This window comes from Virgibacillus sp. M23, from assembly GCF_034190895.1.
Lineage (GTDB): Bacteria > Bacillota > Bacilli > Bacillales > Amphibacillaceae > Virgibacillus > Virgibacillus salarius.
Map to the genome: position 1 here is coordinate 1 of NZ_JAWDHA010000072.1, position 20,792 is coordinate 20,792.

Sequence of the window (20,792 nt, forward strand, 5' to 3'; positions counted from 1 at the left end):
AAATATGGATAAGTATGGGAACAACTGCCAGTAAATGTCCGATTGGTTCTACTATCAATCCGAAACCCACGGATTGAAGTTTCACTTTATCCCGCATATAACTGGCAGTAAGCCCCCGACTCCAGGCGATAAACTGAAATAAATATGGATAAGTATGGGAACAACTGCCAGTAAATGTCCGATTGGTTCTACTATCAATCCGAAACCCACGGATTGAAGTTTCACTTTATCCCGCATATAACTGGCAGTAAGCCCCCGACTCCAGGCAATAAACTGAAATAAATATGGATAAGTATGGGAACAACTGCCAGTAAATGTCCGATTGGTTCAAAGGCCTTTAGGCCATACCCCTGTGGTACTAACCATAAGTGGGGGATAAAACAGCCCCTCAACTGATTGAAGCTTCACTTATAAATCATTAACTTCCACTATCATATAAGTTAGAAATTAGAAAATCAACTATTCGAGACGGAACCAGCCCCAGGCTTTCTTAAAAATTTGATTAGCGACTTCAGAGAACATCAAGCCGATGGCAATAGCCCCGGCTAACAGCATCACTTTTGCTGAAAGTTGAACAGCGCTAAAATAATCATTTTCAACAAATTTTCGCATGGCATCATAAGCAATGCCTCCAGGCACGAGAGGGATTATTCCGGACACATTAAAAATAATTATTGGTGTCTTATATAATCTTGCACATAGATGACTTAATACAGCAACAAGCATGGAACCAAAGATAGTAGCAGGAACGGTATCAATTCCTTGATCAACCAAGATATAATAGACAATCCAGCCGAACATGCCGACAAGTCCACACTGGATTAAAGCTTGTCTGGGGGCATTAAAAAGAATACCAAATCCACTAGCAGCGATGAAGCTTGTCATTAGTTGAGCAAAGAGCAAGTTTATCTCCTCCTAATCCTACATAAAGGCAAATACGACAGCAACACCAGCACCGATTGCAAAGGCTGTTAATATTGCTTCAACGCCTTTTGAAACACCGGCTACTAAATGACCTGCCATCAAATCACGTACTGCATTTGTTATGTGTAACCCAGGTACAAGAGGCATTACGGCCCCGATAATAATCTTATCCATTAGCATGCCGAAATTCAGCTCGATAGCTATAAGTGCGAGAATGGCAATGATAAAAGAAGCTAGAAATTCGGCAATAAATCTTATCTCCACTAGCTTTTCAAACCAGATCATGGCAGCAAAGCCTCCTCCACCAGCAATAAAAGAAGGGATAAAATCACCCCATAATCCACCAAACATGATGGTGAAGCTACCGCTAACTAATGCAGCTGCTAGAATTTGCATCCAATATGGAAATGATTCACTGGCATGCTGAACGCCCTTTAGCAATAATAAAGCCTCTTTTACCTCAATAGATTGTTCGGCTATTTGTCGCGAAATACTGTTTACTTCAGTAATTTTATGGAGATCAGTTGAACGATTGGAGATTCTACGGAAATAGGTCGCTTCTCCTTCAGTAGAAAAATGAATACCTGTTGGTGTCGCATAGCTTTCCGCATTTTCTAATCCATAGGCAATTGCGATTCGATTCATTGTATCTTCCACTCGATAGGTTTCTGCACCACTCTCCAACATGATTTTTCCAGCAAGAATGCAGACTTTAGCTACAGAAGTAGGGTCATTGTTATACATAGGGTTCCCCCTTTCATAAGCATGTTACTAATATGTAATGATAGGAACGATTCGTCCAGAAGATAGGATGTTCGGCTTATTCTATTTTTTCCACCCAATCTGGTGCTTGTAAGGAGCATAATATCTTTAATTCTTCCTGTCTTTTATCTAAATAAGAACTTATATTTAATAAGTCGTTGTCGACCATCGCTGGATGCGTCATTATTTCAATACTTGATGCTTCAAGTGATTGGATTTGTGAGAATAAATCAGGGGTTATTCCTTCTCCATAGAAGTCTAACCAGATTTGTTCTGTTAATAATATATCTTTCTCATCTTTTAAGGAGTCAGTAACACGAACAGGGACCTGATAATCCTTTGCTAACTTCATGATTAAAGGTTTAAGTGGCTCCCAACCATGTACATGATGATGACTATCAATATGATGTAAAGGAAGACCCGTATTCAAAAAAGCTTCTATTTGGGAGCGCCATTCTAACTCCAATTCCTGTAAATTGGGCGGATTCATTTGTCGAAAACGACTACTAAATCTAAACGTACCATCCTCGTTTACAAGATCAGATATCTTGGAGCTTAATGGTTTCCCCCAAGTTAATACCAGATGGATTCCTACTTTTAAAGTTGGATGTGCTTTCGCTTGTTCTACTGCATAGTCTACAGCCAGCCCATTCATCATTAACGTTGTAGAATCAACTACCCCCTGCAAATGGGACTGTATAATGCCATCTGTTACTCCTTTTGTTAGACCATAATCATCCGCATTAAATAAAACCTTCATAAATATTTTCCCCCTCCATATTATTAAACTTTTATTCAGCTTCAAATGGGTAGTTACGTTCAATGACAAAATTTGTTTTATCTCCTCTAAAGTAAGAGCGAGAATATTCTACCTTCTCCCCTTTTTCATTTTCTGCAACGGTTTCAATATAAAAGCATGGTGAACCAGGTTCACAGTTTAAATGTGAAGAGGAGCGCTCATCAGCAAGTGCGATTTCTACATGTTCCGTTGTTTTTGCTATGTGGACGCTGAAATCCTCTTTTAAAGCTCCATAAAGCGAGGTCTCGGCTTGTTCCTTTGTAATTCCTGGTGCAACATTCCACGGAATGTAGGCGATCTCATATTGAGTCGGCTCAGTATTCGCTTTACGAACCCGCTCCACCCTTTGAATGGGGTCATTTAACGTAACATCTAACGATTGTTCTAGATATTCATTTGCCGGTACAACTTGAATACTAATCAACGTGATTTCTGCTTTTTTCCCTTGAATGGCAATCTGGTCGCTATATCGTTTTACGGTTTGGGATAATGTCTGTTTTACTTTCTGATCGGCGACAAAAGTTCCTCTGCCTTGATGACGCTCTAAGTAACCCTCAACAGTTAATTGATTGAGAGCAGTTCGAATAGTTGTTCTACTCACGCCAAAACCCTTACATAATTCTAGCTCTGTAGGTATCTTTTCTCCTCTCTTATATTTATTAGCTTTAATTCGATTCAGTAGTTCCTCTTTTATATAGGCATGTAATGATTGGTTCTTTTCCATTCGTGCACTCCCTTATCTATTTGATCTTTTTATCATGTTCATGGGTTAAAAGGAAATTTTCAATTCGTTAAAATTACGTGAAACTAAAATTATCTGGTTATATGTTGTAAAAAGCAAAAGACCTTTTTGCAGGATAATACATGAAGTACCCGGTTAGGTAATGTAGATGGTTGTCGATAGCCCGATAGTAATTGTACTGTCTACATGTATGCGTTATTAAAAATTCTTTTACTTGTAAATTTATTTAATTAAAGTGTACAAGATTACACATTTAATGACAATATTTTATAAATGTAATGACAATATAAAACAATTTTTTAATAATGTATGGACAATAAATAATTTGTATGATACATTTTTAATGGAGAAACGGAATAGGTATAAGTAACCAATAGTTAAGGAAGAAGTTTAGAGTTTTTTGGATCATTCCAGAAGACGCTTAATTTTTCATTATAATTAAAAGCGTTTTCAAAATTCATCAAAGGAGTTTATACAAATGACAGTAAAACTTGTAGTAGTTGGTGGTGGATCGAGTTATACACCTGAGATTATTGAAGGGATAATTCGTCGCCATGATTCATTCCCTGTTACAGATATTGTTCTAGTTGATATTGAAGCTGGGAAGGAAAAACTCGAGATTATCGGTAATCTGGCACAACGCATGATAGAAAAATCCAATAAACCTATTAATCTATCGTGGACATTAGATCGTAGAGAAGCACTTAAACAAGCTGACTTTGTTTCAACACAGATAAGAGTAGGAGGTTTAGCTGCTCGTTCAAAGGATGAACGAATCCCATTAAGTCACGGATTTATTGGTCAGGAAACAAATGGGGCTGGAGGAATATTTAAGGCCTTTCGTACCATACCAGTATTATTGGATTTGGCAAAAGATGTTCATGAAATTTGTCCCAATGCGTGGATTATAAACTTTACAAATCCTGCTGGAATCGTTACAGAAGCATTATTGAAACATTCACCACATAAGAAGGTTATTGGTGTTTGTAATATTCCATACAATATGCGTCATTCAACAGCAGAAATATTGGATGCCGATCCAAATGACGTATTAATTGAATTTATTGGGATGAACCATTTTGTTTTCGGTAAGAAGGTATATGTCAATGGAATAGATCGTACCAAAGAAGTTTTGGAGAAGTTAAGCGGCGATTTAGATTACTCACCTGCAAACATTGTTAATTTAGGCTGGTCGAAGACATTCATTGAAGCAACTGGACTTCTTCCTAATCCATATCATCAGTATTATTTCCAAACGAAAGAGGTTTTGGAAAAAGATGTGAAAGCATTTAAGGAAAATGGTACTAGGGCTGAGGTTGTGCAAAATTTGGAAACATCTTTATTTAACATCTATAGTAATCCATCATTATATGAAAAACCTAAGGAACTAGAAGAACGTGGTGGTGCTTTTTACAGTGACGTCGCTTGCAGTTTGATGGACTCTATATATAACAACAAACAGGATGTTCAGACTGTAAATACGATTAATAATGGGGCTATTCCAGATCTGCCTGAAGATGCAGTTATTGAAGTAAACTGCATGATTACAAATAATGGTCCAAAACCGATTTCTGTAGGTGCATTGCCACATACAGTGAAAGGCCATATTTATCAAATGAAGGCATTTGAAGAGTTAGTGATTCGGGCAAGTATATCTGGAGATTACAACGATGCATATACAGCAATGGTTATGAATCCACTTCTTGCAAACGAAAAAGGTAGTAAGGTTGTGCTTGATGAGTTATTAGAAGCACATAAATCATATTTACCACAATTTAAATCAAGGGGGAATTAGAATGAATAAGTTCATTGAAATTGCTGGTCGTATTGGATCACAACGTCATCTAGTAGCAGTGCGTGATGGATTCGTTGCGATTATGCCTTTAATTATTGTTGGTTCATTAGCAATCCTGATTAATAACTTTCCGCCATTTGGAAGTTTCAATTTCGTAGAATGGATGAATGGTATTTTTGGAGACGGTAATTGGCAGGCAGTTGGGGGAAGTATTTGGAATGGAACCTTTGCTGTATTGGGACTTTTAGTTTCGTTTTCTATCGCTTATAATTTAGCTAAGTCCTATGATGTTGATGGCTTATCAGCAGGTCTAATATCTGCTGGGGGCTTCATTATGCTCGTCCCATGGACTGAGGATGGTGGCTTGAATGCAGCATGGTTGGGGACACAAGGGTTATTCGTCGGAATTATTCTTGCATTAGTATTAACGGAATTATTCAGAATCTTAATAAAATCAAAAATGACAATTAAAATGCCAGAAGGTGTTCCTGAAGGAGTAACTCGTTCTTTTAAAGCTTTAATTCCTGCAGTAATTATACTCATCATTCTTGGTTTCTTCCAAGCATTGATGAATGTATTTGCAGAGCAAAGCGTGTTTGAGGTTATTTTCAATGTTATTCAAGAACCATTACAGGGGTTAGGGAATACGCTGCCTGCAGCAATGGTTGTCTCATTCCTCAATCATTTACTATGGTTCTTTGGTTTACATGGTACGAATATTATTGGATCCGTTATTGAACCATTATATTTACCATTAATTGAACAAAATTTAGATCTATTTAAGAGTGGAATGTCCGCATTTGAAGTACCAAATATTGTAACAAAGCCATTCCTTGACTCATTCGTGTTCATGGGTGGATCTGGTACCACAATTGCCTTATTAATTGCTATCTTTATTGTCATCCGTAGAGAAAAGAATCACCCTTATCGTCAAGTGGCAAAGTTATCTGCACCAGCAGGGTTATTTAACATTAACGAGCCAGTAATATTTGGTTTGCCAATTGTTTTGAATCCTGCAATGTTAATTCCTTTTATTTTGATACCGGTTACGTTAACTGTTACGTCATATATAGCATTGGCGACTGGACTAGTTCCAAGAACAGTAGCGATCTTGCCGTGGACAACGCCACCAATATTAAGCGGTTACTTAGTAACTGGAGGAAGCTGGCGTGGAATTGCCTTACAGGTATTTAATTTAACGCTTGCTGTACTTATGTATATACCGTTTATAATGGCAGGAGTTAGAACACTAAGACAACGAAAAGAGGGTTAATACAATGGAAACAACAGAGGATGTTCAAATGTTATCTTTCCAAATTATTTTACATGCTGGAAATGCAAGGTCACATGCGATGGAAGCAATTTCTCATGCAAAGGCATACCAGTTCAACGAGGCACGTCAAAAGATTGAAGCGGCTGATAAAGAATTTAATGATGCACACCATATGCAAACAAAACTTTTACAGGAAGAAGCAGATGGAAAACAAACGAATTTATCCGTAATATTGATCCATGCGCAGGATCATCTAATGACGGCTATGACAGTGAAAGACTTAGCGGTTGAAATGATAGACATGTATGAGAAAATACAAACATTGGAGGGATAATAAAATGAAAATTATACTAGTTTGTTCAGCGGGGATGTCAACGTCTATGCTTGTTAAAAAAATGAAGCAGGCAGCTGAGGAGCGGAATCTAGATGCAGAAATAAATGCAGTTGCTGAATCACAGTTAAAAAATGAATTAGATAATCTAGACGTTGTATTAATTGGTCCACAGGTTCGCTATTTAGAAAAGAAAATTAAAGAACAGGTTGAACCACATGGCATTGCCGTCGATGTAATCGATCAAATGGCATACGGCATGATACAAGGTGATAAAGTTTTAGATCAGGCAGTAGAGCTTGCAAAATAATTTCATACATGAAAGGAATAGCTGCCTGTTTTCTGAAGCGCTGGATTACAGCGCAGCTATTTTTTTATCGTCTAGGAAATAGTGAAATTTGCCAATATGGATAAATAGGCGCGTTTTGGGCCGCGTCCAGCCCCCAGAACTAGGCGACATTCATGTTGTTTGGTCGTATAGCGTTTTAAAGGGATTTATTAGTCTGTTAAAGATGAGCTATCAGAGTTTTCTTATTTAGACCTTTACAATTTATACCAATCTTGTTAAGCTGTTTTTGTTAGAAAATTTAATAGGAAATGTTACAGCACTAGGGGAGCTATTTGGAATAGCTGAGAAAGACGTATTCGTTTTGACCCTCTGTACCCGAACAGGATAATGCCTGCGTGGGAAAGTGTGGTCACCAAGGCTACATAAATGTTGACTGCATTCACAAGGAATGCAGTTTTTAATTTAATGTATAGCAAATCGTTCTCTGTTTTGCAGGTAGTCAGTCTAGTTTTGATCTCGATAGCTCTTTCTATGTGCTGGAAGTCGATTTCTTATTGGGAGGCGATTTTCATGCATGAACAATGGGGATTTTTAGAAAATGTACCACATGATGCTTCCATTAATATGGCATTAGATGAAGCCTTGCTTCATTGGCATTATGAAGGGAAAATACCGCCGACATTACGGTTTTATCGATGGATGAAACCGACACTTTCGATTGGTCATTTTCAAAAAGTAGATGGAAAAATTGACTTAGAAGGTGTAAAAAAACATCAATGTCAGTTTGTACGCAGAATGACAGGTGGAAGTGCGGTATTGCATGATGATGAATTAACATACAGTATTGTTATTTCTGAGGATCATCCTATGATAGCTTCTTCGATTCGCCAAGCTTATTATGATTTGTCGAAAGGAATTCTAAAAGGTTATCAAAACTTAGGAATAGAAGCAACCTACGCTGAATCATTTTCCAAGGAGAGAAGTAGTATTTGCTTCGAGCGGCCTGCTTTTTATGAAATGGTTGCAGATGGTAAAAAACTCTCAGGAAATGCACAAACTAGAAAAAAAGGGGTACTGCTTCAGCATGGATCGATACCGATAACCATGAACATTGATTTGCTATTCGATCTATTTTTATTTCCTTCAGACAAATTGAAAGAAAGAAAAAAACAAGGCTTTTGGAAAAAAGCAACAACAATTAATCAGTTAACAAATCAAGCGCATTCGTACGAAACAATTAAACCTGCTTTTATGGAGGGGTTCTCGAAAGGACTAAACATTAAGTTAGAGCCTTTTTCATTAACGAAAAGTCAATGGGATGAAGTATATAAACTTGCTGAAACAAACTATTCTGATGAGAACACGAGAAAAGGAGCGGTCACCCATGCCTAAAGATCAGACGTATATTCGAAAGCCTGAATGGTTAAAAACAAAGTTAAATACGAATAAATCATACAGAGGACTAAAAAAACTAATGCGTGATAATCGCTTAAACACTGTATGTGAAGAGGCACGTTGCCCGAATATTCATGAATGTTGGAGTGAAAGAAAAACAGCTACCTTTATGATTCTTGGAGATACATGTACACGAGGATGCCGTTTTTGTGCTGTAAAGACTGGACTGCCAAATGAACTGGATTGGGGAGAGCCAGAAAGAGTTGCGGATTCTGTTGTTGTAATGGGGCTTAGACATGTTGTTGTAACAGCAGTTGCTCGCGATGACTTAAACGATGGTGGTGCTGCCGTTTTTGCTGAAACTGTTCGAGCAGTACGAAGAAAAAATCCTGGCTGTACTATCGAAATTCTACCTTCTGATATGAAGGGTGACTATGATAGTCTGCATACACTTATGGATAGTGCTCCAGATATTTTTAACCATAATATTGAAACGGTAAGGAGATTAACAAAACGTGTACGTGCCAGAGCGATGTATGACCGTTCCTTGCAGCTACTTCAACGGGTAAAAGAAATTGCTCCAAACACACCAACAAAATCTAGTATTATGGTAGGTTTAGGAGAAGAAAAAGAGGAGATTATTCAAGCGATGGATGATCTGTTAGCACATCAGGTAGACATTGTAACAATTGGTCAATACTTACAACCAACTAAAAAACATTTAAATGTAGAGCGTTATTATCATCCTGATGAGTTTAAAGAGCTGAAGGAAATAGCTATTAATAAAGGCTTCAGGCACTGTGAGGCAGGTCCATTAGTTCGTTCTTCCTATCATGCAGATGAGCAAGTAACACAAGCTTCTGCACAGCGTCGAATTAATTATATGAAGGGCTATGAGAAACAGGAAAATAAGGAAGTCGACTTCACTTTTTAACTTCATCATGATACGTTATCATGAAACTTCTTATATCTGTTTTTCGTAATAAGAATAGTCAAGAGATTCAGACCTATGAAGTGAATAGAAATGGAGCGTATACAGATGAATGCTGTAACAATAAAGCAACTAGCAAAGCAATTTAGTTTGGAAGTATTGGCAGGAGAGGACCAATTGAACCGAACGATAACAAAAGCTAGAACGCATCGGCCTGGATTGGAGTTTATTGGATACTTTGATTTCTTTCCGATGGAACACGTTCAAGTATTGGGAAGAAAAGAAATTACCTACTTACATCAATTATCACATGAGGAGCGGCAGCTACGTATCGGTAACATCGTAAACTATCATCCACCTTGTTTTATTGTTACATCAAATCAAGAGGGATTAACGTATTTGACTAGATTTTGCAAGCAAGAAGGTATTCCATTATTACGTACGAAGGAAGCGACATCTACATTTATGGATAAATATGATGCTTATATGGTAAAGGCATTAGCTCCTGAGACTGCTGTTCACGGTGTATGTGTTAATATTTTTGGACTTGGTATATTGATTCGTGGTAAATCTGGAATTGGTAAAAGCGAGATTGCCCATGCCTTAATTGGTCGAGGACATCGGCTTGTAGCAGATGATATGGTTGTCTTAAAAAAATTAGGACCAGAAACATTACTCGGTACACATAATGGTACAAATAAGGAATTTCTTGCACTACGAAGCATTGGGCTCTTAAATGTGGTAAGACTGTATGGTAGAAAGGCATTTCAAGAGGAAACTCGTATTGCTCTTGATATTGAGCTGGCAGCGTGGCAAAAGAATGAGTTAAATAATGAATTAGAAGTAGCTACGGAAACTAGTGATTATATGGGGGTAACAATTCCTCGTATTGAAATACAGCTACAGCCTGGTCGTGATGTTGTCGGCTTAATTGAAGCGGCAGCAAATAATTGGTATTTACAGCAGCAAGGATATAGTGCTGCGGAAGAATTTATTCAACGTTTAGATTCTGATCGGACAGAAACAGAAGAGTAAAAATAGATAGAAGTCCTTCTATCATAGAAGGATCAAGAGACTGAGACAAAAGAATGAAGAAACAATCAAAAAACGAACGATAATTGGTTGAAATTAATTATTGTTCGTTTTTTGATCAAAATTATTAATTCAGCACCTGAAATAAGCGAGACTCCAGCGGGAACAGTACGCGTCCGAAGATCCACTTGGTAAGGTGTTTTTCTTTACCAAGTTAGCTAAGGCTGTGCCTGCGGAAAGCGCGTATAGTTTCACGGTGCGGATTCTTTGAGTAAAGAAGGTGTGCTTATTCCAGAAAACCATTACACGTCATGTGTGGGAAGGAGCGATAGAACTGGTTCAATGGAACTGGATTTATAATCAAAGTAAGTGGATGTATCGGAATGAGAAAAGAGAAGTGGAACGTAGCTACGCAGATTCAGAAGACCTGCATGGGCTGCGTTATTGTCGTTTCCTCGGAAAGCGAGTGGTATTCCGTTCGCCTACGAAAAAAGTCTTGTAGAAAACACAAAAGGTTCTCTACAAGCTAAACCTCCTACCATATCAAGGAGGTTTTTATACGTTATGGAACCATTAAAAATAAAGAAATAACAGAAATAAGTGGGATGGCCATTGTTAACATTAGGCTGATCATCGAAAAGTTGTTTACAGCCGATTTGGAATTTTCCTCCACATCTACTTTTCTCTGCATAAAAATAAAGAAAGCAGCAAATAACATGAAAAACACAATAATTATTCCAGGGACATATAAAGTAGAAACATCAGAAACAGGGGCTAGTTTTGAAAAGCCGTATATAATGAGAATAATTGGAATGGCTTCGCTTATAGCTACACCTAACATCATATTTGTTTGTACTTTACCTTGCTGTCTAGGATCCTTTTTAAGCTTTTCAACGTTTATTTTAAATAGAATTAAAATGGGAAATACAGCGAATGCTGCTGCAGCGACAAAAACATAGGGAATCACTGTCTCATCCTCCTTACCTCTAGTAAAAATGCTAAAACCAGCTTACCATGTACTATGAAGTTCCACAATAAGATTTGCTAAAAACTGCTATTATTCGATATAATTTAAGCTGGTCTTATCTGAATTGAAAATAATTATAATCCAGCTAGGAAAGTCATCTAGGATACTTAGGAGAATTCTATGTTTAATTACTTGGATTTATGGATTGCGTTTTTAATAGCACTCTTAACTGCTTTTTTACTTACATATCCAGTGAAAAAATTTGCTATGTTTATTGGAGCTGTCGACTTACCGAATCATCGTAAAATACATACGAAGGTGACACCTCGTTTAGGTGGACTTGCTATATTTTTAGGAACGATAGCTGGGATGATTTATTTACATCCTATGCATCCACATTTACCAGAAATTGCTGCAGGTGCTGTTGTAATCATTCTTACAGGTGCTTTAGATGATCGGTTCAGCATTCGACCAGTTGTAAAGCTGACGGGCCAGCTAATTGCTGCTACATTTCTCGTATCTGCTGGGCTGATTATAGAAAGACTGACATTGCCATTTTTCGGTACTGTGGAGTTAGGTTTTATTAGCGTTTTTGTCACTGTAGTCTGGGTGGTAGGTATTACAAATGCAATCAATTTAATTGATGGCTTAGATGGGCTGGCAACGGGAGTTACGACAATCGCATTGATCAGCATATTTATTATGGCATTAATTGATGCGCAAGTTCTTGTAGCTTACATATGTGTAGTGTTGATAGGCAGTAATCTTGGCTTTCTTTATCATAATTTCTATCCAGCAAAGATTTATATGGGAGATACGGGATCTAATTTTCTTGGATATATGATTGCCGTAGTGTCGATGCTTGGTTTATTTAAAAATATTGCTCTATTCAGCTTTATTATTCCAATTATCGTTCTAGCAGTACCGATTTTTGATACGTTATTTGCTATTGTTCGAAGAGCATATAATAAAGAGAATATAATGATGGCAGATAATAAGCATATACATTATCAACTGCTACACGCAGGCTATGGCCATCGCAAAACAGTGCTAATAATTTACGCATTTAGTGCCTTGTTTGGTGCAATGGCAATTTTATTTTCCAATGCGAGTATTACCACAGCCTTTGTTATTACTTTTTTTGTACTTATTCTCCTGCATGTATTTGCAGAAATGGCGGGTATTGTAATGGGGGGAAAGCGCCCAATGCTTGACTTATTACAGAGGCTATTCAAGAAGAGAAAAGTAGATAAAGATAATACGTAAATCATAAGCTTTTGTTATTTAAGCAAAGTTTACTATAATGGGATAGAATAAAGATAGAAATTCTTTACTGACATATAGATTAGAAAGGAATGGCATATATATGCAAAAACAGCAAATTGGTGTAATTGGGTTAGCGGTTATGGGAAAAAATCTTGCACTAAATATTGAAAGCCGTGGGTACTCTGTTGCCGTATACAATCGCTCTGTAGATAAAACAGAAGCATTTTTAGAAGATGAAGCAACAGGAAAAAATTTCATAGGTGCGAAGACAATAGAGGAATTTGTGAATTCCCTTGAAAAGCCAAGAAAAATCTTGCTAATGGTTAAAGCAGGACCTGCTACAGACGCAACTATTGAATCACTGAAGCCTTATTTAGAAAAAGGTGACATTTTAATTGATGGTGGAAATACACTGTATGAAGATACGATTCGCAGAAATAAGGCACTTGAAGAAACAGGTATTCATTTTATTGGAACAGGCGTATCTGGTGGCGAAGAAGGTGCGCTAAAAGGTCCATCTATTATGCCTGGTGGACAAAAGGAAGCCTATGAGCTTGTGGCACCAATTTTTGAGGCGATTTCTGCTAAGGTAGACGGAGCAGCTTGTACGACATACATTGGTCCAGATGGTGCCGGGCACTATGTGAAAATGGTTCATAATGGTATTGAATATGGTGATATGCAACTAATTTCCGAGGCTTATTACATATTGAAGCATGTACTAGGGCTTGATGCAGATGAGCTTCATGAGGTTTTCTCTGAATGGAATAAAGGTGAATTGGACAGTTATCTAATTGAGATTACAGCTGATATTTTTACAAAGAAAGATGAAGATACCGGCCAACCACTAGTTGATGTTATTCTCGACACTGCTGGACAAAAAGGAACTGGTAAATGGACAAGTAAGAATGCATTGGATTTAGGTGTTCCACTTCCATTGATTACCGAGTCAGTGTTTGCTCGCTTTATTTCAGCAATGAAAGATGAACGTGTAAAAGCAAGTAAACAATTGCAAGGTCCTGATGTACCATTTGCAGGTGATAAACAAGCACTAATTGAAGCTGTTCGAAAAGCACTATATATGAGTAAAATCTGCTCTTATGCACAAGGGTTTGCTCAAATGCGTGCCCAATCCGACGAAAATGATTGGGGTTTACGCTATGGTGATATCGCCATGATATGGAGAGGTGGTTGCATCATTCGTGCGCACTTCTTGCAAAAAATTAAAGAAGCTTATGATCGTGAACCACAACTAGCTAATTTAATGCTCGATCCTTATTTTAAAGAAATTGTCGAAGGCTACCAAGGAGCTTTACGAGAAGTCGTAGCTACAGCTGTTAAGCATGGTATTGCTGTACCAGCATTTTCAAGTGCAATAGCTTATTATGATAGCTATCGTTCTGCAGATTTACCAGCTAATCTCTTACAGGCACAACGAGATTACTTTGGTGCTCACACCTATCAGAGAAAAGATAAAGAGGGCGTCTTCCATACGAATTGGCTATAAATAGATTACCCATTAAAAACCTTGCGGGAATTATAAAGGATGATCAGCTGTCCATCAAACATGACTAATTATCAGAAAGTCTCTATATCCTGTGGACGATGCTTAGCTTGTTTGAGAACAAAAGTCATTCAGCTTTTCCGAAAAATCAATATGCCACACGGAAACATCACTGATAATTTCTCCCACGGCATAAAAGTAAATAAGAAACAATAAAAAGAACTAAAATGATGTACGGCACCCCAAAAGTTAGAGTGAAATCTATCTTTTGGGGTGTTTCTTTATGGCTATATATAGTGATCCATATAAATTAATGGTAGTAAGAGCATATCAAAAGGGTTATTTAGGATATGACATGTTGGTTAAGAAGTATGGAATGACAAGCAGTTCCCCATTTAAACGGGAAAAGAAGAGTGCATTTTTTCTCCGTGCAATGTACGGCTACCGAATCTTTCCTGCGGGAACAGCATGAGCCAGAAGCTTCATTTGGTAATGTTTTTTTCTTTACCAAGTTAGCTTGATTCGTGCCAACGTGAAGCGAGCCTATTTCAGGTTACGTCGTGGATTTCCTACTATATTAATAAAACCGTACAAGCCTATCATTTAAATGTAGAAAAAGTAATAGAAACATGACAAAATATTGGTGGTTTATGTTGTTTTTTGTCGAATTACCAAGAATTTCTATAACTTTAACACTAGGACTTTTGATGCTGGCTTAATATTCGGAAATTTACTATGATTGTTAATATCTGAATATTAAGTCTTAGTTTATTCAGAGGAAGGAGGCTAGAGTCACGATTCTAGTAAACTACCAAATTAATAAGGGGGAGAATGTATGAAGGGGAAACCAATGCTAAAAAGGTCTTTTATCATCTTATTTGTGCTATTACTTGCATTCAGTAACTTTTCCACAGCTAGTGCAATGGGCCAATTATCTGGACAAACCAAGAAAAAAGCTGATTTAACATCAGAAAAATTGACAGAAACAGGAAATCCAGATAAAGAAGTACGTGTTATCGTTGAAGTGAAAGATAAGCCAGCTATTGAAGTGGCTACAAAAAAAGGCATAAAATTTAATAGTCTTGCAGAAAGCGAGAAAAAGAAACTGGAGATAGATGCCAAAGCAAAGCAAAAAACGATTAAATCAGAAATGAAGCAACAAAAAGTGGAAGCAAAATACTTACAAGAATTTACAACTGTCGTTAATGGCTTTAGTGCAGAGGTAAAACAGGGCGACCTCAAAAAAATAAAGGACATACCAAATGTAAAGAAGGTACACGTAGTTAATGAGTATGAACGCCCAATTGCTAAGCCTGAAATGAAATACAGTAAAGAATTAGTAGAAGCCCAACAGACTTGGAGGGATTATGGCTATAAAGGAGAAGGTATGGTTGTCGGTATCATTGATACGGGCATCGATTCTACTCATCAAGACATGGTTTTATCAGATGCAGACACGGCTGCATTAACCGAAGAGGCAGTCAATGAAACCATTGATGAGGAAGGGTTACCTGGGAATTTTTATACCGATAAGGTTCCTTATGGCTATAACTATATGGATGAAAATGATGAAATTCGTGAGATACATGCAGAAGCAAATTATCACGGTATGCACGTTGCTGGTACAGTAGGTGCCAATGGTGATGAAGACAATGGTGGGGTGCTAGGAATTGCACCAGAAGCTCAGTTGTTAGCCTTAAAAGTATTCGGAAATGACCCAGAAATGCAATATACGTATGGTGATGTTTATGTGAAGGCTATTGATGATGCAATTAAATTAGGGGTAGACGCATTAAATATGAGCCTTGGGTCTACAGCAGGTTATGTTGATCCAGACTCACCAGAACAGCAAGCAGTTGCTCGTGCGGTAGATAATGGCGTATTAATGTCAATTTCTGCTGGGAACTCTGCTTTATTTGCCGATGGATATTTTTACCCGTATGCATCTAATCCTGATTATGGTTTAGTAGGATCACCTGGTGTTTCTTATGAATCTTTACAAGTTGCTTCCTATGAAAACACGTTTATGGAAGTAGACCAATTAGGTTATACCATTGATGGAGAAGCAGGCTCTGCAGCATTTTTGTCAGCTGGTCAGACAAGCCCGCCTGAGGATGGATCATCGTTTGAACTAGTTGATGCAGGACTAGGATATCCGGAAGACTTTGAAGGAAAAGATCTCTCAGGTAAATATGCACTCATTCAACGTGGAGAGCTTGCATTTACCGAAAAAGCATTAAATGCGCAAGAAGCAGGGGCTACTGGTGTTATTATTTATAATAATACAGATGGTGTTGTGAATATGGCTTCAGAGGCATCCATTACGATTCCGCAATTATTTATGTTGAAAAGTGATGGGGATCAACTTGCAGAAGCATTAGCAAATGGACAAGCTGTTTCAGTAGAATTCTCAGGAGAAACAACGACGATAGATAATCCAGATGCTGGGAAAATGAGTGCTTTTTCTTCCTGGGGTCTTACGCCGAATCTCGATTTTAAACCGGAAATTACAGCACCAGGTGGACAAATTTATTCTACATTAAATGATAATGAGTACGGATTAATGAGCGGAACTTCCATGGCTGCTCCTCATGTATCTGGTGGAAGTGCATTAGTTCTGCAACGTGTGGATGAGGAATTTGGTTATGAGCAAGCAGATCGTGTTAATCTCGCAAAAAATTTAATGATGAATACATCTGATCAAGTATATTTTGAAGAAGAACCTGTATCACCACGTCGACAAGGTTCAGGATTAATGCAACTCCATGCAGCATTATCAACACCAGTAGTTGTAACAGAAGCAGAAACCAATGAAGCTAAAGTTGCTTTAAAAGAAATTTCTGGTGATCAAGTATCATTTGAACTTACTGCACAAAACTTCAGTGATGAAGCGGTAACCTATGATGTTGAGGCAAATGTACAAACGGATACACCAGTTGATGGAGGTGGTGTGATTGTCACTGCACCAAATATGTTCCCATCAAATGATTTAGGTGACTTAGCGACAATTAATGGAGATCAAGACGCTACCATAGAAGTGCCAGCAAATGATTCAACAACCTTTACAGTAACTATTGATGTGAGTTCGGTAGATGATTCACTTGCAGAAATATTTACGAATGGATATTGGTTAGAAGGATTTGTTACGTTAACGGATCCAACAGATACGAACCCTGAATTAACTGTCCCATATGTAGGGTTCAAAGGTGAGTGGGATAATGCACCTATTTTTGATGAGCCTGTATGGGATGATGATTCCTTTTATGAAATGACTTCTGTCGTTACATCATTAGGTAAAGATGACTCAGGAGAAATGCAATATGGCTACCTTGGTGAAGATTTAGCTACAGGTGAAGTAGATCCTGAAAAGATTGCTTTCTCACCAAATGGTGATGGCGTGCAGGATGATGCATTAATGATGCTATCTTTCTTAAGGAACGCAAAAGATGCAAAATTCACGGTCTTAGATGAGGATGGCAAAAAAGTACGTACCATTAGATTAGAATCAGAATTAGTGAAAAACTATTATGATTCAGGTGCAGGTCCTTATTACTCTATTTCTGCTGATCGTGCATGGGATGGGAAAATAAAAGGAAAACCAGCTCCTGAGGGTAACTATTATCTACAAGCAGAGGGAGTCATTGATTATGAGGGTGCGGAATGGCAAACACTAAGACTTCCAGTAATATTAGATACTACTGCTCCAGAGGTAGAGGCATCTTATAGCTTTGATGAAGAGCTTCTCACCGTACATGCAGAAGATACGGAAGGTGGAAGTGGCGTAGCTTATTGGGATGTTCTTGTAAACGGAGAATCTGTATTGGAAGAACCATATGTAAATGGTGAAACAGAACATACGTTGACGGATGTAGATGAAGATGCAACGATTACAGTCGTAACGGCTGACTATGCAGGTAATGAAGTAGAAGCGGAAGCAGAAATGATAGAGCCTGATAAAACGGTTCCTGATCTTCACTTATTAACTCCAGAAATGAATAGTGCTGATGCAGATAAAGAAGTCGTATTCTCTGGGTATGTTACGGATGAGTCTGGTGTAAAAGAAGTAACCATTGACGGGGAAAAAGCAGAGCTTGTTTACAACGAGGAAGAAGAGCGTTACGATTTTTCAATGCCGGTATCTCATAAGAAAGATGGTTACTATTTTAAGCATATTAAGGCAGTAGATAATGTTGGAAATGAAACGGAAATAGGTAGAAGATACTTTGTTGATTCTTCGAAAGCAAAGTTAAAAATAAAAGGCAAAAAGAAAACGAAAGAAGATCATATTACATTAACTGCAAAAGTGAAAGATAATTTCGATGACATTAATTTATATGTTGATGGAGATCATGTTTATACACATGAACTATCTAAACCATACGGTAAGAAGAAATTTAATGAAGAGATTGAGGTAGAATTAGATTTAGAAGATGGAGAAAATGTCTTCGAGTTTAAAGTAGTTGATCTAGCAGGACATGAAACGGTTGAAACCTATACGGTAACTAAACGGACTGGAGATACAGATAGTGTGAAGGATAGCTTATTTGGACATCTCTTCGATAAACTGTGGTCCATATTCGGTAATTTTTGGGAAATCTTTGGTTAAACAATCACTAACTGATGCGTAAGGGAATGACAAACAATCGGGTTCTAATAATTCTAGAATCCGATTGTTTATTTTTATTCGTAAAAAGCCCCACTTCAAGTTTTCTTAAGAAATTACCCCACATATAACTGGCAGTAATGCTCCCCTAATGATTGAAGTTTCACTTTATAAAGTGTAAGTGACCCATCAAAGCTTGTGTGGTGAGCTGACTTGAAAACCACCTTTTACGCTCTTTCAAAGGTATAACAACTACCGTCGATGAATTGAACCTATAGGAGAGCGTGGATCGATAGAAGCGTGGGGGCTTTAGAGAGGAATGAAGGGAAAAGGAACTAATGAAAGTTTGACATTGTATCGTGGTAGCGTATTCGAATCCAATAGTATCCTGTTATAATAGAAGAAAAGAATCTATGTAAAGGACGTTAAGCAATGAAATGGAAACCGGACCGCATGGCAAAAAAGCCTATTTATAAACAAATTGCTGATTATATTGAGAGTGGAATAGATGACGGAACGTTTCTGGCTGATAAGCCTTTGCCATCTGAGCGCACACTGGCAAACGATTTACAGGTAAATAGAAGTACGATAGTGGCGGCTTATGATGAATTGCAAGCAAACGGTTTAATAGAAAGAAAAAAAGGTAGCGGGACGACAATTAGTAGAGATATATGGGGAATGGAAAAGAAAAGGATTCCAAATTGGAACAGATATATAGAAGCCGGCTCCTTTCTACAAAACCTTCCTATAACACAACGACTTCGGGAGGAGATGACGGAAGAGGATATAATTAATTTAGCCAGTGGTGAGTTATCTGAAGGCTTATTTCCAACAACTACGTTAAAGGAAATCGCTGGTTCAGGGGAATTTCCAGAAACGCTTGGGTATGATCATCCATTAGGTAATGAGAAATTAAGAGAGACAATTGCCGCACATGTGAAAGAATATAAAGCAATTAATACTAATCCTTCTTCTATTTTAATTACCTCAGGTGCACAGCAGGCATTGCATCTTGTTGTTCAATGTCTGTTAAAGGCAGGTGATACTGTGGCTATCGAGGATCCTTCATATAGTTACCATTTACCAGTTTTTCAAACAGCTGGAGTTAAAACATTACCGCTACCTGTTGGGAAGCATGGGATTAATCCAGATGATTTAGTTTCATTACTAAAGGTACACAAGATAAGAATGATTTTTTTAAATCCTATCTTTCAGAACCCTACAGGAACAATATTGAACTACAGCGGTCGGCAAAGAGTTATTGACATCTCTGCTAAATTTGGAATTCCAATTATTGAAGATGATCCTTACAGCTTAACGTCATTTAATGGGGAAAAAATGAGTACATTAAAATCAATGGATCTCAATGGGAATGTGCTTTACATTAGTTCCTTGTCTAAAATAGTTGCCTCTGGTTTACGAATTGGTTGGATTATTGGACCAAGAGCTGTTATTGAAAGATTGTCAGATGCTAAGCAACAGCTTGATTTTGGTCATAGTGCATTTTCTCAAAGGATCGCGGATAAATTCCTCCAGCCTGTTTATTTCAATCCTCATATGAAGCGCTTAAGGCGGCAATTAGCTAATAGGAGAGACCAGATCATATCCAGTTTGCAATTTCATATAGGTGATTATGTTACTTTTTATGCTCCTGAGGGGGGAATTCATTTGTGGTGTAGAATTCCTACCAAAATTAATGAGATGCACTTACTTGAAGAAGCGATTCGAAGAGGGGTTATTTATTTGCCAGGTAGCGCCTTGGGCACACGAAGTACGTATATTCGCTTTACATTTGCGAAAGAAGATGAAGCACGAATCGATCAAGGTATTAAACGATTTTCTGAAGCGCTAAAACATTTCTTATAGTATAGGAAATTATAAAATTTGAGCCTATGTATAATTATAGGGCGTGTTGAGTCGTGTCCAGCTCCAGCACCCAGAAGCGTAGCGACTTTACGTATCGCCCTGCGATAAGTCATCATGGGCTTGCAAGCGCACCGTGATTCCTTTATCTCCGTTGACTCGCTTCAGTCGCTACGTTGCTAATCGGGAGCTTGCGCTTTTGTTCTAAGTTAAGAAAGTATAAAATCAGTGCAATGACTGCGTTAAGCCAAGTAGTTATTTTGAAATGTTTGATGTATATTGGCAATGCTCCGACTAATTACTTCGCTTTCCGCGG

General features: G+C 37.8%; 17 protein-coding genes and 1 riboswitch. Of the genes, 12 read left to right on the forward strand and 5 right to left on the reverse strand.

Annotated elements, in window-relative coordinates; translation table 11 throughout:
* Positions 1-459: 459 nt before the first annotated feature.
* The 4 genes from RVS70_RS19065 to RVS70_RS19080 all read right to left on the reverse strand — a co-directional run bounded on the left by RVS70_RS19065 (position 460) and on the right by RVS70_RS19080 (position 3,209).
* A complete protein-coding gene (locus RVS70_RS19065; protein WP_121605793.1) occupies positions 460-885 on the reverse strand; it encodes a threonine/serine exporter family protein in 426 nt (141 codons plus the stop codon).
* Positions 886-921: 36 nt separating this feature from the next.
* Positions 922-1,668: a threonine/serine exporter family protein gene (locus RVS70_RS19070; RefSeq protein WP_205389095.1), complete on the reverse strand. Its 747-nt coding sequence runs from the start codon at positions 1,666-1,668 to the stop codon at positions 922-924.
* Between the two features lie 76 nt (positions 1,669-1,744).
* Positions 1,745-2,446, reverse strand: coding sequence for a chitin disaccharide deacetylase (chbG, locus tag RVS70_RS19075; protein WP_121603937.1), 702 nt, complete (start codon positions 2,444-2,446; stop codon positions 1,745-1,747).
* Between the two features lie 31 nt (positions 2,447-2,477).
* A complete protein-coding gene (locus RVS70_RS19080) occupies positions 2,478-3,209 on the reverse strand; it encodes a GntR family transcriptional regulator (protein WP_166530682.1) in 732 nt (243 codons plus the stop codon).
* Between the two features lie 496 nt (positions 3,210-3,705).
* On the opposite strand from RVS70_RS19080, the gene RVS70_RS19085 reads away from it, so the two are divergent.
* From RVS70_RS19085 to hprK, 7 genes are all read left to right on the forward strand, one after another.
* Positions 3,706-5,022 carry a 6-phospho-beta-glucosidase gene (locus RVS70_RS19085; protein WP_026681752.1) on the forward strand — a complete coding sequence of 439 codons (1,317 nt, stop codon included), beginning with the start codon at positions 3,706-3,708 and terminating at the stop codon, positions 5,020-5,022.
* Between the two features lies 1 nt (position 5,023).
* A complete protein-coding gene (locus tag RVS70_RS19090; RefSeq protein ID WP_121603935.1) occupies positions 5,024-6,295 on the forward strand; it encodes a PTS sugar transporter subunit IIC in 1,272 nt (423 codons plus the stop codon).
* 4 nt (positions 6,296-6,299) lie between these two features.
* Positions 6,300-6,629 carry a PTS lactose/cellobiose transporter subunit IIA gene (locus tag RVS70_RS19095; RefSeq protein WP_166530680.1) on the forward strand — a complete coding sequence of 110 codons (330 nt, stop codon included), beginning with the start codon at positions 6,300-6,302 and terminating at the stop codon, positions 6,627-6,629.
* 4 nt (positions 6,630-6,633) lie between these two features.
* Complete coding sequence (locus RVS70_RS19100; protein WP_121603933.1) at positions 6,634-6,936, forward strand: PTS sugar transporter subunit IIB; 303 nt, start codon at positions 6,634-6,636, stop codon at positions 6,934-6,936.
* A 290-nt stretch (positions 6,937-7,226) separates the two neighbouring features.
* Positions 7,227-7,334, forward strand: a riboswitch (TPP riboswitch).
* A gap of 151 nt (positions 7,335-7,485) precedes the next feature.
* A complete protein-coding gene (locus RVS70_RS19105) occupies positions 7,486-8,307 on the forward strand; it encodes a lipoate--protein ligase family protein (protein WP_321134449.1) in 822 nt (273 codons plus the stop codon).
* Positions 8,300-9,244 (forward strand): lipoyl synthase, encoded by a 945-nt coding sequence (gene lipA, locus RVS70_RS19110; RefSeq protein WP_026681747.1) that lies wholly within the window; start codon positions 8,300-8,302, stop codon positions 9,242-9,244. Before RVS70_RS19105 ends, lipA begins: the two co-directional genes overlap by 8 nt.
* A 105-nt stretch (positions 9,245-9,349) precedes the next feature.
* Complete coding sequence (gene hprK, locus RVS70_RS19115; protein ID WP_026681746.1) at positions 9,350-10,276, forward strand: HPr(Ser) kinase/phosphatase; 927 nt, start codon at positions 9,350-9,352, stop codon at positions 10,274-10,276.
* 559 nt (positions 10,277-10,835) lie between these two features.
* Here the strand turns inward: hprK and RVS70_RS19120 are convergent.
* A complete protein-coding gene (locus RVS70_RS19120; RefSeq protein WP_026681745.1) occupies positions 10,836-11,240 on the reverse strand; it encodes a hypothetical protein in 405 nt (134 codons plus the stop codon).
* Positions 11,241-11,420: 180 nt separating this feature from the next.
* Here RVS70_RS19120 and RVS70_RS19125 point away from each other — a divergent pair, with 180 nt between their 5' ends.
* The 5 genes from RVS70_RS19125 (at position 11,421) to RVS70_RS19145 (ending at position 20,479) form a co-directional block, all read left to right on the forward strand.
* Positions 11,421-12,506: an MraY family glycosyltransferase gene (locus RVS70_RS19125; protein ID WP_321134452.1), complete on the forward strand. Its 1,086-nt coding sequence runs from the start codon at positions 11,421-11,423 to the stop codon at positions 12,504-12,506.
* A gap of 100 nt (positions 12,507-12,606) precedes the next feature.
* Positions 12,607-14,013: an NADP-dependent phosphogluconate dehydrogenase gene (gndA, locus tag RVS70_RS19130; protein ID WP_321134454.1), complete on the forward strand. Its 1,407-nt coding sequence runs from the start codon at positions 12,607-12,609 to the stop codon at positions 14,011-14,013.
* A 280-nt stretch (positions 14,014-14,293) separates the two neighbouring features.
* Complete coding sequence (locus tag RVS70_RS19135; RefSeq protein WP_026681742.1) at positions 14,294-14,482, forward strand: hypothetical protein; 189 nt, start codon at positions 14,294-14,296, stop codon at positions 14,480-14,482.
* Between the two features lie 363 nt (positions 14,483-14,845).
* Positions 14,846-18,616 carry a S8 family serine peptidase gene (locus tag RVS70_RS19140; protein ID WP_321134457.1) on the forward strand — a complete coding sequence of 1,257 codons (3,771 nt, stop codon included), beginning with the start codon at positions 14,846-14,848 and terminating at the stop codon, positions 18,614-18,616.
* Between the two features lie 429 nt (positions 18,617-19,045).
* The gene (locus RVS70_RS19145) at positions 19,046-20,479 is read left to right on the forward strand and encodes a PLP-dependent aminotransferase family protein (RefSeq protein ID WP_166530676.1); all 1,434 of its coding nucleotides are present in this window, start codon (positions 19,046-19,048) and stop codon (positions 20,477-20,479) included.
* The last annotated feature ends 313 nt before the right edge of the window (positions 20,480-20,792 follow it).

What these genes read in the sequence shown, in the direction of transcription:
- RVS70_RS19140 (WP_321134457.1), top strand. Translation starts at nt 14,846, where the DNA reads ATGAAGGGGAAACCAATGCTAAAAAGGTCTTTTATCATCTTATTTGTG.
- RVS70_RS19100 (WP_121603933.1), top strand. Translation starts at nt 6,634, where the DNA reads ATGAAAATTATACTAGTTTGTTCAGCGGGGATGTCAACGTCTATGCTT.
- RVS70_RS19105 (WP_321134449.1), top strand. Translation starts at nt 7,486, where the DNA reads ATGCATGAACAATGGGGATTTTTAGAAAATGTACCACATGATGCTTCC.
- RVS70_RS19090 (WP_121603935.1), top strand. Translation starts at nt 5,024, where the DNA reads ATGAATAAGTTCATTGAAATTGCTGGTCGTATTGGATCACAACGTCAT.
- RVS70_RS19065 (WP_121605793.1), bottom strand. Translation starts at nt 885, where the DNA reads ATGACAAGCTTCATCGCTGCTAGTGGATTTGGTATTCTTTTTAATGCC.
- RVS70_RS19135 (WP_026681742.1), top strand. Translation starts at nt 14,294, where the DNA reads ATGGCTATATATAGTGATCCATATAAATTAATGGTAGTAAGAGCATAT.
- lipA (WP_026681747.1), top strand. Translation starts at nt 8,300, where the DNA reads ATGCCTAAAGATCAGACGTATATTCGAAAGCCTGAATGGTTAAAAACA.
- hprK (WP_026681746.1), top strand. Translation starts at nt 9,350, where the DNA reads ATGAATGCTGTAACAATAAAGCAACTAGCAAAGCAATTTAGTTTGGAA.
- RVS70_RS19095 (WP_166530680.1), top strand. Translation starts at nt 6,300, where the DNA reads ATGGAAACAACAGAGGATGTTCAAATGTTATCTTTCCAAATTATTTTA.
- RVS70_RS19145 (WP_166530676.1), top strand. Translation starts at nt 19,046, where the DNA reads ATGAAATGGAAACCGGACCGCATGGCAAAAAAGCCTATTTATAAACAA.
- RVS70_RS19070 (WP_205389095.1), bottom strand. Translation starts at nt 1,668, where the DNA reads ATGTATAACAATGACCCTACTTCTGTAGCTAAAGTCTGCATTCTTGCT.
- RVS70_RS19085 (WP_026681752.1), top strand. Translation starts at nt 3,706, where the DNA reads ATGACAGTAAAACTTGTAGTAGTTGGTGGTGGATCGAGTTATACACCT.
- RVS70_RS19125 (WP_321134452.1), top strand. Translation starts at nt 11,421, where the DNA reads ATGTTTAATTACTTGGATTTATGGATTGCGTTTTTAATAGCACTCTTA.
- RVS70_RS19080 (WP_166530682.1), bottom strand. Translation starts at nt 3,209, where the DNA reads ATGGAAAAGAACCAATCATTACATGCCTATATAAAAGAGGAACTACTG.
- gndA (WP_321134454.1), top strand. Translation starts at nt 12,607, where the DNA reads ATGCAAAAACAGCAAATTGGTGTAATTGGGTTAGCGGTTATGGGAAAA.
- chbG (WP_121603937.1), bottom strand. Translation starts at nt 2,446, where the DNA reads ATGAAGGTTTTATTTAATGCGGATGATTATGGTCTAACAAAAGGAGTA.